Annotated in this window: 13 protein-coding genes; 3 read left to right on the forward strand and 10 right to left on the reverse strand. The window is 63.8% G+C overall.

The window, feature by feature from the left end:
• Window positions 1-198: 198 nt before the first annotated feature.
• Window positions 199-720 carry a GNAT family N-acetyltransferase gene (locus NBH21_RS17605; protein WP_250911898.1) on the forward strand — a complete coding sequence of 174 codons (522 nt, stop codon included), beginning with the start codon at window positions 199-201 and terminating at the stop codon, window positions 718-720.
• A gap of 153 nt (window positions 721-873) precedes the next feature.
• Here the strand turns inward: NBH21_RS17605 and NBH21_RS17610 are convergent, their stop codons facing one another.
• The 10 genes from NBH21_RS17610 to NBH21_RS17655 form a co-directional block, all read right to left on the reverse strand.
• Window positions 874-2,298: an NAD(P)-dependent oxidoreductase gene (locus NBH21_RS17610; RefSeq protein ID WP_250911897.1), complete on the reverse strand. Its 1,425-nt coding sequence runs from the start codon at window positions 2,296-2,298 to the stop codon at window positions 874-876.
• A gap of 280 nt (window positions 2,299-2,578) precedes the next feature.
• Window positions 2,579-3,862: an NAD(P)/FAD-dependent oxidoreductase gene (locus NBH21_RS17615; RefSeq protein ID WP_250911896.1), complete on the reverse strand. Its 1,284-nt coding sequence runs from the start codon at window positions 3,860-3,862 to the stop codon at window positions 2,579-2,581.
• A 17-nt stretch (window positions 3,863-3,879) separates the two neighbouring features.
• Entirely contained in the window at window positions 3,880-4,662 is a 783-nt protein-coding gene (locus NBH21_RS17620) for an HpcH/HpaI aldolase family protein (protein WP_250911895.1), read from the reverse strand.
• 18 nt (window positions 4,663-4,680) lie between these two features.
• Window positions 4,681-6,369 (reverse strand): GMC family oxidoreductase, encoded by a 1,689-nt coding sequence (locus NBH21_RS17625; protein WP_250911894.1) that lies wholly within the window; start codon window positions 6,367-6,369, stop codon window positions 4,681-4,683.
• 16 nt (window positions 6,370-6,385) lie between these two features.
• Window positions 6,386-7,864, reverse strand: coding sequence for an aldehyde dehydrogenase family protein (locus NBH21_RS17630; protein ID WP_250911893.1), 1,479 nt, complete (start codon window positions 7,862-7,864; stop codon window positions 6,386-6,388).
• 93 nt (window positions 7,865-7,957) lie between these two features.
• A complete protein-coding gene (locus tag NBH21_RS17635) occupies window positions 7,958-8,833 on the reverse strand; it encodes an amino acid ABC transporter ATP-binding protein (RefSeq protein ID WP_250911892.1) in 876 nt (291 codons plus the stop codon).
• Window positions 8,830-9,489 (reverse strand): amino acid ABC transporter permease, encoded by a 660-nt coding sequence (locus NBH21_RS17640; protein WP_250911891.1) that lies wholly within the window; start codon window positions 9,487-9,489, stop codon window positions 8,830-8,832. Before NBH21_RS17640 ends, NBH21_RS17635 begins: the two co-directional genes overlap by 4 nt.
• 94 nt (window positions 9,490-9,583) lie before the next feature.
• On the reverse strand, window positions 9,584-10,426 hold the full coding sequence (locus NBH21_RS17645; protein WP_250911890.1) for a transporter substrate-binding domain-containing protein: 843 nt from the start codon (window positions 10,424-10,426) through the stop codon (window positions 9,584-9,586).
• Window positions 10,427-10,446: 20 nt separating this feature from the next.
• Complete coding sequence (locus NBH21_RS17650; RefSeq protein WP_250911889.1) at window positions 10,447-11,439, reverse strand: proline racemase family protein; 993 nt, start codon at window positions 11,437-11,439, stop codon at window positions 10,447-10,449.
• On the reverse strand, window positions 11,439-12,119 hold the full coding sequence (locus NBH21_RS17655) for a GntR family transcriptional regulator (RefSeq protein ID WP_250911888.1): 681 nt from the start codon (window positions 12,117-12,119) through the stop codon (window positions 11,439-11,441). The genes NBH21_RS17650 and NBH21_RS17655 overlap by 1 nt, the downstream gene beginning before the upstream one ends.
• A 114-nt stretch (window positions 12,120-12,233) precedes the next feature.
• Between NBH21_RS17655 and NBH21_RS17660 the strand changes: the two genes are divergently transcribed.
• Both NBH21_RS17660 and NBH21_RS17665 read left to right on the forward strand, forming a co-directional pair.
• Entirely contained in the window at window positions 12,234-13,667 is a 1,434-nt protein-coding gene (locus NBH21_RS17660) for an NAD-dependent succinate-semialdehyde dehydrogenase (protein WP_250911887.1), read from the forward strand.
• 95 nt (window positions 13,668-13,762) lie between these two features.
• Window positions 13,763-15,031 carry a glycerate kinase type-2 family protein gene (locus tag NBH21_RS17665; RefSeq protein ID WP_250911886.1) on the forward strand — a complete coding sequence of 423 codons (1,269 nt, stop codon included), beginning with the start codon at window positions 13,763-13,765 and terminating at the stop codon, window positions 15,029-15,031.
• Window positions 15,032-15,059 lie beyond the last annotated feature (28 nt).

Raw genomic sequence — 15,059 nt, forward strand, 5'->3', positions numbered from 1 at the left:
TCTGCGGCTGGTTCAATCAGCCGTTCGCCTCCACACAGTCTCCACATGCCCTCCACAAACCCGCAAACCGGGCTTGCTAGCTTCTATCGTGGCGAATTCATCCCAGGCCCAATCAAGACGCTGTGCTTGGAATGACGGAAAGCGCGCCTTTAGGCGCCAAATCCGGTCCCGCGTTCGATTGTCCGTTGGAGAGACGTTATGACCAATCAAACTGTCAGCCTGACCATTGCAGATCCGGATGATCTCCTGGACTTCAAGAGGGAACTACAGGAGGCGTTTTCTGTCTCCGTCATCGATGAATACGGAGCCTTGCCCGATGGGCCCATTCCTTCCAACAAGGACCTCGACAACTCTATCAACGCGCCTGGAGCTGTAGCGCTGCGCATTCTGTCAGACGGCAAGAAGATCGGCGGCGCGGTAGTGACTATCGACGCAGAGACGCATCACAACACGCTGGACCTGTTTTTCCTGAAGGTCGGCGAGCATGGGCAGGGTCTGGGTCATAAAGCCTGGCTTGCAATTGAAGCGCGCTACCCGCAAACGATCACCTGGCAAACCCACACGCCCTATTTCGAGAAGAGGAACATCCACTTCTACGTCAACAAATGCGGCTTCAAGATCATCGCATTTCACCACGCCAAATACCCTGACTTGCAACAACCGGCTCCGAGTGATCTGCCGGACGACGAAGGATTTCTGTTCGAGAAGGTGATGCGATAAGATGGAGGAGATCTTACCCTTGCTGGCGAACGGCTGCTTACGGGAAGCCCCGAATGCCGGGAAATTGGCCGACATAGAGGCGCGCCGCTCTCAGGAGATCGAACCTCTGCGTCCGCTCCGACCTGCCCAGCCTCCTCCTCCCGCGCCCACCCCTCAAGCCCTCGCCGGCGGTCCCTGCAATCCATTCTCGCGGATGAGGGTGGCGAGGGTGTTGGTGTTGCGCAGCAGGTCTTCGAGGGTGGCGGTTGCGGCTTCGTCGAGGCGGCCTTCGGCGCGGGCTTTGGCGAGTGATGCCGAGAGGTCGGCGATTTCGCGGGCGGCGGTTTCGAGGGATTTCAGCGCGGTTTCGTTGCCGGCGAAGCGGGCAAGGCCGCTGGCCGAGAGGCCGCCGATGCCGGTGGGCACCTGCGGGCCGGCGTCGGTATAGCCCTCGGGAAGCGTGCCCTTGAGGTTGATGACACGCTTTTCGACGATGGCGACAAAGATCTGGTCGACCGCCTGCTTCGCGCCCGCGACGCGGGAGGGGTGATCGGTGTCGGCGGCCGCATGGGGCAGAAGCTCCAGCCGGTCGCCATGGGTTTCGATGAGTGCCAGATAGGGCAGCATCGGCCCGGAAAGCGCGCCGGTCTCGAGATTGCGGAAGAGGTCGGCATCGATGGCCGCATGGCGCACCTTGCCCGAGGCGAGAGCGCGGCCGAGTGCGGTCACGTCGACCAGCTCGCCGCGGTCGTAGTTGATGAGGACCGCGCCGTCATTCAGTTCCGAGAGCACGGCGTCGCCGATCAGGCCGGAATTGCTCCAGCCGCCGGTTTCCGCAACGGGCTGGCCGAGGCCGACATGGACGCTCAGCGCATCCGCGCCGCGGGCCGCCTGAATCGGGTCTTCGGCATAGATGAAACCTTCCGCCTCGATCCATTGCCGGTGGCGGGCGCGGGCGTGGACCACGACATCCATGCCGAAGGCATGGCCGAGCTTGGCCACTTCGCGGCCGATATTGCCATAGCCGATCACCGCGAGGCGCTTGCCTTCCAGCTTTTCGGTCGGATAGTCGCGAAGCTGGCGGCCGGTATCGAAATTGCCTGCGGCGACGAGCGCATGCAGTTCGTCCACCGGCAGGTCGGGCACGACCTTCAGCAGCGCCTTCAGCACCATCTGTGCGGTGGCGCGGCTGTTGGTGCCGGGTGTGTTCATCAGCGGGGCCGTTCCGCCCGCGCCGCTGCCGCCGCCCCAGGAGACCGAGCCCATATTGCCGGTGCCGGCGCCGATCCTGACACCGCCGAGCGGAAACACGGTTTCCGCCGGCAGGAAGGTGGCGGCCGCGATCACCGCTTCATACTGGCCGTTTCCGGCGACCGCGAGAAGCTCTTCGCGGGTGCTGAGGTCGGGCAGGTAATGGAAATGCAGGCGGCCATCGGTGACGGCGGCCGGAGGGCTCATCTTGCCTTCATGGAAGACACCGCCCTTTTCTGTCACGTAACGCGCGATCTCGCTGTGATCCGGCTTGCCGTCGGCCAGCAGTTTCAGGCCCACCAGATCGCAGATCAGGATGTTGGCGCCGTTCGTGGTCTTGGTAGGCATTGGGGGGAATCCTCCGGTTTTCTTCTTCTAAAGCGTGTCGCGATCTTTCAGATTCGCTCCGTACGCTTTAAGTCTTTGTTTTATCGCATGTCGTTGCCGCAAAACCGCGGCACACTTTTGCGCGACATGCTTTAGAGCATTTCCGGCGAACACGGGATCGCCAAGAATGCTCTATCTTTTTGTTTTTACCGCATTGTCCGACGCCGAAGCGTGATCGCTTCGGCTGGAAATGCTTCAGGGCGGACGGTCGCTCGCCGCCCGTTGTCTTTGTGCCTTCAGGTCAGAAACGGTTGACGCGGAAGGGCGTCAGGTCGACGGACGGGGTTTCGCCCCGCGCCATCTCCGAGACGAGCTTGCCGGTCACGGCGCCGGCGATCAAGCCCTGATGACCATGCCCGAAGGCGTAGATGACGTTGCGGGCCTTGCGTGCCCGGTCGATGACGGGAATGCTGTCCGGCGTGCCGGGGCGATGGCCCATCCAGCGGGAGACCTCGCCTTCCGGCAGATTGCGGAACATCGGCCGCGCCTGCTTCAGCAGCGCGTCGGCGCGGTGCATGTTTGGCGGGGCTTCGAGGCCGGAAAACTCGACATTGCCGGCAATCCGCAGGCCCTCTTCCATGGGCGAGGCCACGAACTTGCGGTCGTTGGAGATCGTCTGGATCCTGAGGCCGGTATCGGCGCCCTTGACCATGACGTGATAGCCGCGCTCGGTCTCGAAGGGAATGCGGTCGCCGAGATCGGCGGCAAGCCGGGCCGACCATGCGCCGGCGGCAAGCACGACGGTTTCGACCGGCAGGCGCGAGCCGTCTTCCATCATCAGCGCTGTCGGGCCGGAGGGACCCTGCTCGAAGCGGGCAACACGGCCACGGATGAAGCGCGCGCCGTTGCGGGTGGCAAGCTCGGCAAGGCTTGCGACCAGGCGACCGGGATTGGGGCACTGGCCCTGTTCGGGCAGGTAGACCGCGCTCTTGAAGATCGGCGCGAGCGCCGGTTCGAGCTGGCGGATCTCGTCGGCGTTCAGCACCTCGACGCGCACGCCGTGATGGCGGCGCAGGCCGATCGAGTAGGCGCTGGAGGAGCCGGCGTCATCGTTTTCATAGACGAAGAGCTGTCCGCGCTTCTGCAGGAGTTCCTCGCAGCCGGCTTCCTTGATCAGCGGCTCATAGCAATCGAAGGTGAAGCGGTGCAGCGAGCGCATTGCCGCCGAGATCTCCTCGACGCGAGGCTTGCGGCTCGCGGCGAGGAAGCGCAACAGCCATGGCAATGCATGCGGCAGATAGGCGAGCCGCACATAGAGCGGTCCCTCCGGGTCCATCAGCCACTTCGGCACGTTCTTCAGAACGCCCGGCATCGAATTCGGGATGCAGGAGCCCGGGCAGATGCCCCCGGCATTGCCGTAGGAGCACTGATCGGGAGATCCCGGTACCACGGGATCGACGACGTCCACCGCAAAGCCCGCCTTGAGCAGGTAGTTTGCGGAGCAGACCCCGATGATCCCCGAACCGATGACGGTGACCTTTGGCTTGGAGGAGCCTTTTGCTTGCCCAGATTGTTGCATTGTCATGGCACTGTGTCCGGCTGTTACGGGGTGACCTCGCTGACGGTGCCGCTGCGGAAGGCTCCGAGCGAACGCGACACGGCCATCTGCAGCATGCGGAAATCCGACAGGTAGGCCATGAAGCGGTAGCCCATCGCGCGCATGTCGCGGCCATAGGCGACCGAACCGCAATGGATGCCCGGAATGACGCCGGCTTCCTTGCACTTGGCGGCGATGTATTCGATCGCCTCGTAGACGGCCGGGTAGCGCGGATCGAAGCCGGGAGCCTCACCCATGGTGACGGCAAGGTCGGACGGGCCGACGAAGATGGCGTCGAGGTTCGGCGTCTTCAGGATCTCGTCGAGGTTCTTCACCGCCTGCTCGCTTTCGATCATCGCCATGGTGACGACGGTGTCGTTCGCGTGCTGGAAGTAATCAGAGCCGGCATAGAGCGAGGCGCGCAGCGGACCGACGCTGCGGCCGCCCTTGGGGAAGTAGCGGCAGGCCCTGACGAAGGCGTCGGCTTCTTCCGCCGTGTTGACCATCGGGCAAATGACGCCGTAAGCGCCGGCATCGAGCACCTTGCCGATGATTGCCGGATCGTTCCACGGAACGCGCACGAAGGGGGTGGCGTCGGTGGTGGAGATCGCCTGGAGCATCGGAACGGCGTCGACATAATCGGTTGCGCCGTGCTGCAGGTCGATGGTGACGGCGTCCCAACCCTGCTGGGCCATCAGTTCGGCGGAGATGGACGAAGGAATGCCGAGCCAGCCGGTGACGACTTCACCGCCGTTTGCCCAGATTTCCTTCACTTTGCTCTTGCGCATGTCAGTTCCTTTCGAAGGTCAGTCGTTGAGAATGAGATCGGCGGCCTTTTCGGCCATGGCGATCGTCGTGATGTTGGTGTTGGCGGCAATCATGGTCGGCATGATCGAGGCGTCGACGACGCGCAGTCCCTCGACGCCGCGCACGCGGCACTTCTCGTCGAGAACAGACAGCGGATCGCCCTTCGTGCCCATCTTGCAGGTGCCGGAGACATGCCAGCCGGACCACACCGACTGCTTGACCCAGTCGACGATGAGGTCCTCGTTCTGCATCATCCTGTGCATCCGCTCGGTCGTGCCGAACTTGTGCTTCAGCAGCGTCTCGCGGAAGAGCGGCGCATAGTCGAACAGGTAGGCGGCCGATGCCGTCTTGATCCAGTTCGACGGCTTGCGAATGCTGAGCGCCCTCGCCTCGTCGCTGTAGCCGGCGAGGAACCAGGTGTTGACGTGCTGCTGCACCTCGGGGCTGGTCATGATGTTGTAGATGCGCTTGAAGCCGTCGACGAGACGCATCAGGTCGCGCTCGTCGGAGGCGAGGTTGAGATCGACGATCGGCTCGTCGATGGCGGACGCCGTCTTCAGCGTGACATTGCCGCGCGAGTAGGACTTGTTGACACAGACGTTCAGCGCGCCCATCGCCTTGCCGAGCGGATGCCAGCCGGCGCGGTTGACCGGCATCAGCAGCATGTCGCTGGGATGACAATCCGCGTAACCGGAGGTGTAGCGCACGCCGAGGAAGATGTGCCGCCGCTGGCCCGGCCGAAGCCGCGCCGATTTCTTGAAGTGAGCGCCGACGGCCAGATGCGGATGGTCGGTGAGGTTTTCACCCACGCCACGGCGATCCGCCACGACATCGATGCCGAGCCGCTTCAGCTGATCGGCCGGGCCGATGCCCGCCCGCATGAGGATGGCCGGCGAATGCAGCGCGCCGGCGCAGACGATGATCTCGCCCCCCTCGTAATCGGTGGTCTGGCCATCAATGTTGACGCGGACGCCGGTGAAGCGGTTGCCCTCATGAAGCAGGTTCTCGACGAAGGCGTTGGCGAAGATATGGAGGTTCTTGCGCGCCCGCACCTCGCGGGTGAGATACCCCATCGCGGTGGAGACGCGGTGGTCGTTCTCGTTGGTCAGCGGCAGGGGGAAGGAACCGTCCTCGAAGCTGCCATTATAGTCGAGCCGCAAGGGGTAGTCCTTCTCGACCACCTTCAGCACGGAACGGGTGAAGCCTGCCCAGTCCTCCGGGAAGACGCGGCGGATCGGCATCGGGCCGTGTTTGCCGTGCAGTTCGCCGTCGAAATCGAGATCGCGCTCGAGCTTCTTGAAGAAGGGAAGCATGTCGTCCCAGCTCCAGCCGCGAAGGCCGAGCGAGGCCCATTCGTCGTAATCGTGCGGCAGGCCGCGAACGGCGAACTGGCCGTTGATGGCCGAGCCGCCGCCCATGACCTTGGCCTGTTCCAGCTTGGCCGTCTTGACCGGCTGGTTGCTGAGGCGCGGAGAGCGGTTATAGACGCGCAGCTTCGTCCAGTGGAACCGCGGGTCGAAATACGACAGGCCGGGATAGCTGTCGGAAATCACATCCGGAACGTCGTCCGGAGGCGTGTCCGGGCCGGCCTCGAAGAGGGCGACCTGCCGGCGGCCGTTTTCCGACAGCCGGCCCGCAAGGGCGGCACCGGCGGATCCGCCGCCGACGATGATGAAATCGTATTTCATGGCGTGGCGCCCAATCCTAGAGGTAATTGACCCAGACGGCCTTCTGGCGAAGGTAGGCTTCGATGCCGGCGCGGCCCATGTCCTTGCCGAAGCCGGAACCCTTGAAGCCGCCGGCGGTGTAGGAGAATTCCGCGCTGCGGCCGTGCTGGTTGACCCAAACCATGCCTGCCTCGATGGCGTCGGCCGCCTTCAGCGCCTTCTTCACGTCGATGGTGTGGACGCTGGCCGAGAGGCCGTAGGTCGGATGGGCCGAAAGCGCGATGCCTTCCTCGATGTCGGAGAAGGAACGCACCGTCAGGACCGGGCCGAAGAACTCGTCGGTGAAGCCGATGTTGTCGTCGGCAACGTTGTCGAGGATGGTCGGCGCGAAGAAGTTGCCTTCGTTGCGGGTTTCCAGCATGCCGCCACCGGTGATGACGCGGGCGCCCTGCGAGATCGAGCTGCGCACCATGCCGTCGATGCGGTCGGCCTGCTTGCGGTTGATCACAGGGGCAAACGTGGTGGTTTCGTCCCAGGTCGGGCCGGCCTTGATCGCCTTGGTGCGGGCGATGAGCTTTTCCACCAGCTGATCGGCGATCTTGTCCTCGACGATGAGGCGCGAACCGGCGGTGCAGACTTGGCCGGCATTGCCGATGAAGGCATTGGCGACGCGGGTGGCGACGGTGTCGAGATCGCCGGCGTCGGCGAAGACGAGCTGCGGGCTCTTGCCGCCGAGTTCCAGCGTGACCGGTTTGATGCCGGACTGCGCGGCAAGGCTCATGATCGCAGCACCGGTCTGGGTCGAGCCGGTGAAGGAGACCATGCCGATGGCCGGATGACGGACGATTTCAGCGCCGGTGGTGTGGCCGTAGCCGTTGACGACGTTGAGAAGACCGCCCGGAACACCCGCCTTGGCGGCGAGATCGGCCAGCGCCAGCAGGCTGTGCGGCGTCAGCTCCGACGTCTTCATCACGATGGCGTTGCCGGCGGCGAGCGCGGGAGCGAACTTCCATGCGGCGGTGATCATCGGGAAGTTCCACGGAACGATCGCGCCGACGATGCCGTAGGGCTCCTGCCGGACGAAGCTCAGCGTGTCGGCTTCCGTCGCGGTGACGATGCCTTCGATCTTGTCGCAATATTCGGCGAAGTAGCGGACCACGCCGGCGGTGCGTACGGCGTCACCCGTGACCGTCATGGAAACGAGGCGGCTGGAGCCGAGCGCTTCGAGACGACCGAGATATTCGGCCGATTCCTCGATCAGCGCGGCAAAGCGCATCAGAACCTTGGCGCGTTCGCGCGGAGCGATCTTCGCCCAGCGGCTTTCGGCGAGTGCGCGGCGCGCTGCCGTTACCGCAAGTTCGACGGCTTCCTTGCCGCCGTCGCGGATCGGGGCGATCGCCACCTGGTCGGAAGGACGCAGGACCTGGATTTCCTCGCCCGGCAGTTCGACGAAACGTCCGCCGATGTGGTGGCCGGAGGGGACCGGAATTGTGTTCGGATCAAAGCTCAGTGTCATTTCGGTGTATCCATGGGCCGGCGTTGGGAGCCGCCGCCCTTAGTCGAGTTTCAGAGGAGGGCCTCGCTTGCGGGAGGCGTTTCAGTCGGCCTCTCAGCCGGCTTCTGCAGAGCCTTCCGCCTGTCTGGCTTCGAGGAAGGGGCGCAGCAGGTCGGCGGATTCGTGGAAGCGGCCGACAAAGCTCTTCAGGCGCGGATGCGTCGGATGGAGCAGGACTTCGGAGGGCGGACCCTGTTCGGCGACAAGGCCCTGGTCGAGGAAGACCACGCGGTCGGCGATCTCGAAGGCGAAGCCGAGTTCGTGGGTGACGATGACCATGGTCATGCCGCTCTTCGCCAGCTCCACCATGGCCTTCATGACTTCGCCGACCAGTTCGGGATCGAGAGCCGAGGTCGGCTCGTCGAACAGCATGACCTTCGGCTGCATCGCCATGCCGCGGGCGATCGCCACGCGCTGCTGCTGGCCGCCGGAAAGCTGGCGCGGGTATTTTTCGGCATGCTGGGCAAGGCCCATCATGTCGAGCAGGCGAAGCGCCTCCTTGCGCACCGCATCGGCGGGCTGCTTCTTGACGACGACAGGCCCTTCCATGACGTTCTGCAATGCGGTCATGTGCGGGAAGAGGTTGAACTGCTGGAACACCATGCCGGTCTTCGAACGGATGCGGTTCACCTCCGATTTCGAGATTTCCCGACCGCCCTGGCCGTTGGCCTCGCGGTGGAAGATCACTTCCTCGTCGATCACGATGCTGCCGCTGGTGGGCGTGTTGAGCAGGTTGATGCAGCGCAGGAGCGAGGTCTTGCCGGAGCCGCTGGCGCCGATGAGAACCACGACCTCGCCTTCGGTCACCGAGAGGTTGACCCCCTTCAGGACCTGCTTGCCGCCGAACTGGAGGCAGATGTTGTCGAGACGCAGAACCTGCTTCTGGCCAGTCTTGGTGTCTGCGTCGGTGTTTGCCGGGGTGCTGTTCATTTGTGGCTGGCTCCCGCTTTTTCGAGCCGCCGGGAAAGAACCGTCAGGGGCACGAGGATGATGAGGAAGATCGCGCCAACGGCCGTATAGACTTCCATGGGACGGTAGGTGAAGCTGCTGATGTAGCTTGCCTGGTAGAGAAGATCGGGCACGGTGATCATCGACAGGAGCGTGGTGTTCTTCATCTGGATGATCGACTGGCCGGCGAGCGGCGGGATCATCTTGCGGAAGGCCTGCGGCAGGATGATGCGGCGCATGCGCTGGCCATAGGACATGCCGATGGCGGTTGCGGCGTCCGTCTGGCCGGGATCGACCGACTGCACGCCGGCACGCAGGATTTCGGCATAGAAGGAGCCGACATAACAGCTCAGCCCGATGAAACCCGCCCAGAACTTGGTGACGTTGACGCCGGCAAAGATCGGGAATGCGTAGTAGATCCAGAGCAACGTCACCAGAAGCGGGATGTTGCGGAAGAATTCGACGTAGATCTGGCCGAGGATGACGAGCGGCCGGAAGTTGCTGAGCTGGATCAGTCCGACGATCAGACCGATCACGAGCCCTGCGAGAATGGTGATGACGGTGAAGTAGAGCGTCATCAGCAAGCCCTGCCACAGAAGGCCGGCATTGTTGGTGATGACCGAGAAATCAAACAGCATATTCTGTCCCTCGCTCACGAGGCCGCATGCGGCGCTGCGTATCGCTGGTACCGGGGGTCGCCGCACGCGGTGGCGCGGCGACCCGATGACGCAATCAGAAGCTGAAGCCTTCCGGCAGGATCGAAAGATCGATGCCGCGGGCTTCCCAGGCGCGAGCCAACTTGCCCTGTGCGAGGCCGAGCGAGCGCTCCTGCTGGATCCAGTTGGTCAGGAAGTTGATGTAGCCGGCGTTACCCGGCTTGCGGGCGACGGCGAGCGTTGCCGGATTGCGCAGGATCGGCTCGGGAAGGGAGACTTCGCCGATGTTTTTCTCGGTGATCTGCAGGGCATCGAAGACGGAGAACACGACGCCGTCGGCACGGCCGGACTGCAGTTCCATGAGAGCGAGACCGCGGTCTTCGACCGGGGTGATCTTGGCCTTCGGCAGTAGCGCTTCGGCAACGACCTGCATGGTCGAGCCCTTCTGGACGACGACGGTCTTTTCCGGAGCGTTCAGTTCGGCCCAGGTCTTGACCGGCTTGCCGGGAGGCGTCAGCACGGCCCAGGCGTCGGTGAACAGCGGTTCCCAGAGATAGTCGACCACGAGGCCGCGCTTCGGGTTCGGGTTCACACCGATGGCGATGTCGATCTTGTTGGACTGGAAGTCGGCGGCAAGGTTGCCCCAGGTGGTTTCGACCGGCTCGAGCTTGACGCCGAGCTGCGTGGCGATCTCGCCGAGGAATTCATAGTAGAAGCCGCTCCACTGACCGGTCGCCGGGTCCTTGATGTAGCCGGGCTCTTCGCCGGTCATGACCGGAACCTTGAGAACGCCGGAAGAGCGGATCTGCTCGATGACGGCGGACGGATTGTCGTCGGCCACGGAAGCGGCGGGAGCCGACAGAAGGCTGATGCCGACGGCGGCCGCGGCCAGGATGGATTTTACGCTGAACGATTTCATGGAGTTCCCCTTTTTGTGGTCTAGCGGCTAAGAAATCCCTTCGAGAGCGGATCGCCCTTCTCGAAGAAGATGGTTTGGGTCGAGGTGATGAAAGCGCTGCCCTCGATCTCGACCATGGCAGCGGCGCGCCCGTCGACTTCCGTGCGGCCGGCAAGCCGCGCCTCGAAGGGAATGCCGAAGATGTTGCGTGCATGGTATGTCTGGTCGGGCGTCAGAACGCCCCTGGCGAGGAGATGGGTCATGCGGGCCGACGTTCCCGTTCCGCATGGCGAGCGGTCGAACTTGTTGGATTCGAGCACCAGGAAATGGGTGGCGCTGTCGGGCGCATCGGCATCGAAGAACAGCACGCTTGGCGCCGGCGAGCCCTGGAAGATCGCGATGTCGGCGATCTTTTCCTTGAGCGTCGACTTGATATGCGAGCCGAGCTGCATCAGGCGCGAGGCGTTTTCCGGCACCAGCGGAATGCCGAGCGGCCGGGCATCGACCAGCGCATACCACATGCCGCCATAGACGATATCGGTGCGCACCTCGCCGACGCCGTCGACGTCGAAGGCGAAATCCTCAAGGCCGATATAGCTCGGGACGTTGGTGATCCTGACCTTGTCGAGCGAGCCGTCGGCAGCCCAAGAGACGCCCACCGTGACGACGCCGGCCGGCGTCTCGATGGTGAAGTGGTCGCCGCTTTCGGGCGTCAACGCGCCGGTGAAGGCGAGCGTCTTGGCAAAGCCGATCGACCCGTGGCCGCACATGTCGAGATAGACATAGGACGAGATGAAGAAGACTCCGTAATCGGCCACCGAGGACGGCACCTGAACGAGGCCGACCATCGCCGCATGTCCGCGCGGCTCATGCAGGAGCGCGGGCCGCAGGTGGTCGAAGCGATTGCGGAAATCCTCGCGCTGCTCCAGCACGGTCTTTCCGACAAGCTTCGGGACGCCGCTCAGGATGACGCGGGTCGGATGCCCGGCCGTGTGGCTGTCGATGACGTTGAAGGACGAGGAAATCGTAAGCATCAGCCGTCTCCGAAGGCGGCCCGGATGCCGTCGCGCATGTTCTGCCAGATCTCGTGGATCAGCTTTTCGGTCATGGCCTTGGCGGCCTCGCCGTCGCCGGCAATGATCGCGTCGTAGATGCGCGCCGTGTCGTCGAGCGAAAGCTGCACGATTTCGGGGCGCTGCTGGTAGGCGTGGTAGCGATAGCGCAGCGCCTGCTTTTCGAGCCCGGCGAGAAGACGCGTCAGCGTCCGGTTGCCGGCAAGCGAATAGGTCAGGAACGAGCCCTTGACGTCGACGATGAAGAACTGCCGGGCGTCGTCGCGCGACCGTGCCTCTTTCAGTTCCTTGAGAAGGACGCGGAATTCCTCCTTGGCGGCGACATCGGGGTTTTCGGCGGCCTGCTTGGCGACCAGACCTTCAAGCTCGATGCGGCACTGATAGACCTCATCGAAATCCCGCTGGGACATCGGGGAAACCCAGATGCCGCGACGGGCCTCACGGACGACAAGGCCGTCCCTTTCCAAAAGCCGCAACGCTTCCCGGACAGGGGAACGGCTGACGCCGTAACGCTCTGCGACCATCTCTTCGGTAAGCCGCTCATTCGATTTCAACCGGCCGAAGATGATCTCTTCCTCGAGGATCTCGGCGAGGTTTTCAGGAATGGCGACGGACAATTTTTGAATACGAGCTAAAATCATATCGACACCATACTGTATACAATGTACAGGTCAAGGGCGCTCTTGATAATTTTCAAGGCACGACATTGGCGCCCGCCGTAGCGGGCCGTGGAAGGCCATAAGGAAGGAAAGACGATGTATTCGGAAAAACTGGAACTTTTGATCGATGGCGTCTGGAGCGCCGGCTCCGAGGGCAAGGGCGAAGACCTTATAAACCCGGCAACCGGCGAAGTGCTGGCATGGCTTCCGCATGCTTCGGTCGCCGATCTCGACCGGGCGCTCGAAGCCTCGGACAAGGGTTTCAAGGTCTGGAAGGCGATGACCGCCCAGCAGCGCGCCGTCATCATGAACAAGGCCGCCGACCTTATAGAAGCACGCAAGAACGAGATCGCCCGGACACTCACCCAGGAAAACGGCAAGCCGCTCGTCGAAGCGACCGGCGAAGTGCAGTTCTCGGCCGATGCCACCCGCTGGTATGCCGAGGAAGGCAAGCGCGCTTATGGCCGCATCGTGCCGGCTCGCCTGCCCGGCGTTCGCCAGATGGTGTTCAAGGAGCCGATCGGCCCGGTCGCCGCTTTCGCCGCCTGGAACTTCCCGGCCAGCAACGTCATCCGCAAGATCGCCGGCGCTCTCGGCGCGGGCTGCTCGATCATCCTGAAGCCGGCGGAGGAAACCCCCGGCACGGCGGTCGCCTTCGGCCGCTGCTTCCAGGAGGCCGGCGTTCCGGCCGGTGTCCTCAACATCGTCTTCGGCGTTCCGGCGGCAGTTTCCACCCACCTACTGCGCTCGCCCGTCACCAAAAAGGTGTCGCTCACCGGCTCCACCGCGGTCGGCAAGATCCTGCAGAAGCAGGCAGCCGATACGCTGAAGCGCTGCACCATGGAACTCGGCGGCCATGCGCCGGTGATCGTGCATGCCGATGCCGATCTCGAAAAGACGCTCGATACGATCGTCGCCGCCAAGTTCCGCAATGCCGGCCAGGTCTGCACCTCGCCGACCCGCTTCTTCGTTCATGAAAGCCTCTACGAAACCTTCATCGACGGCTTCGCCGCCCGCGTTTCGCGCATCAGGATCGGCAATGGTCTCGATGAAGGCGTGCAGATGGGTCCGATGATCGCCGCCCGCCGCCTCGACGTCATGGACGGTCTGGTCGCGGACGCCAGGGCAAAGGGTGCCGGCGTGGTGACCGGTGGCGAGCGCCTCGGCAACAAGGGTTATTTCTATGCTCCGACCCTGCTGCGCGACGTTCCGGAAGATGCCCGCATCATGTCCGAGGAACCCTTCGGCCCGCTCGCCCCGACCACGCGCTTCTCGACCTTCGACGAGGTGATCGAGCGGGCCAACAGCCTGCCCTACGGCCTCGCCTCCTTCGTCTTCACCCGTGACATGGGCCTCGCCCAGAAGACCGAGATGGCGCTCGATGCCGGCCTCGTCGGCGTCAACCACACGATGGTCTCGACGCCCGAGACGCCGTTCGGCGGTGTCAATGAGTCCGGTTACGGCTCCGAAAGCGGCATCGAAGGCCTCGAGGCCTATATGCGCACCAAGTTCGTCACCGAACTCGGCTGACGCTTTTTCGAAATCCCCCGAGAAGCGATCTCGCAGCCGCAAGCTGCGGGGTCGCACCATCGCCTCACCGGCGATAGACTGAAAGGAGGAGGACCATGCCGATGATCGATGACCCGCGCGCTTTCCTGAGTTCCCTGTTTCGCCGCGCCGTCGAGGCTGCCGATCCCGCAACGACGATTGCCCGCCACCTGCCGGCCCGCCCCAAGGGCCGCACGATCGTCATCGGCGCGGGCAAGGCCGCCTGCCAGATGGCGAAAGCCTTCGAGAGTGCCTGGGGCGAACCCGTCGAGGGCCTTGTCGTCACCCGCCATGGGGCGGAGGAACCCTGCCGCCATATACGTGTGCTCACCGCTTCCCATCCATTGCCGGATGAGGCCGGGATCCATGCCGCCCGCGCTTTGCTCGATCAGGTTTCCGGCCTGACGGAAGACGATCTGGTGGTGGCGCTGATTTCGGGCGGCGGCTCGGCCCTCCTGCCCTCACCACCCGAAGGCTTCACGCTCAACGACGAGATCGAACTCAACCGCGCGCTCCTCCATTCCGGCGCGCCGATCTCCGCCATGAATGTCATCCGCAAGCATTTCTCCGGCATCAAGGGCGGGCGGCTTGCCGCGGCGGCCGCCCCCGCCCGCGTGGTGACGCTGGTGATTTCCGATGTGCCGGGAGACCGGCCCGAACTCGTCGCCTCCGGCCCGACGCTGCCCGATGCCGAGGGACGCAACGAGGCCCTTGCCGCGATCCGCGATTATCGCATCGCCCTTCCTCCGGCCATTCTCGATGCCATCGCCAAGGCCGAAGCGCCCCGGCCCGACGATCCTGTCTTCGCCCGCAACGAGACGCACATCATCTCATCCGCCCGCCAGTCGCTGGAGGCTGCAGCCGCTGAAGCGAAAAAGGCGGGGATCGAAACAGCGATCCTTTCGGATGCCATCGAGGGCGAGGCGCGTGATATCGGCCTGATGCATGCGGCCATCGCCCGCGAGATCGCCACCCGCAACGCGCCCTTTGCCAAGCCTGTCCTGTTGCTGTCGGGAGGGGAAACGACCGTGACCATCGGTTCGTCGCCTGCCGGACGCGGCGGGCGGAATTGCGAGTTTCTGCTTTCCTTCGCGCTGGCAACCGAAGGGCTTTCCGGTATCTATGCGCTGGCGGCCGATACCGACGGCATCGACGGCACGGAAGACAATGCCGGCGCGATCAGCGATGGCGAGACCGCGCGCCGCATCCGCGAGCGCGGCGGTGATGGCCGCACGCTCCTTGCCAATCACGATGCATGGAACGCGTTTTCCTTAAGCGGCGACCTTTTCATCACCGGCCCGACCGGCACCAACGTCAACGACTTCCGCGCCATTCTCATCACCTGATATGCTGGTGATGACCCCGCCGATGCGG

The organism is Ciceribacter sichuanensis, assembly GCF_024055605.1.
Classification (GTDB): domain Bacteria; phylum Pseudomonadota; class Alphaproteobacteria; order Rhizobiales; family Rhizobiaceae; genus Allorhizobium; species Allorhizobium sichuanense.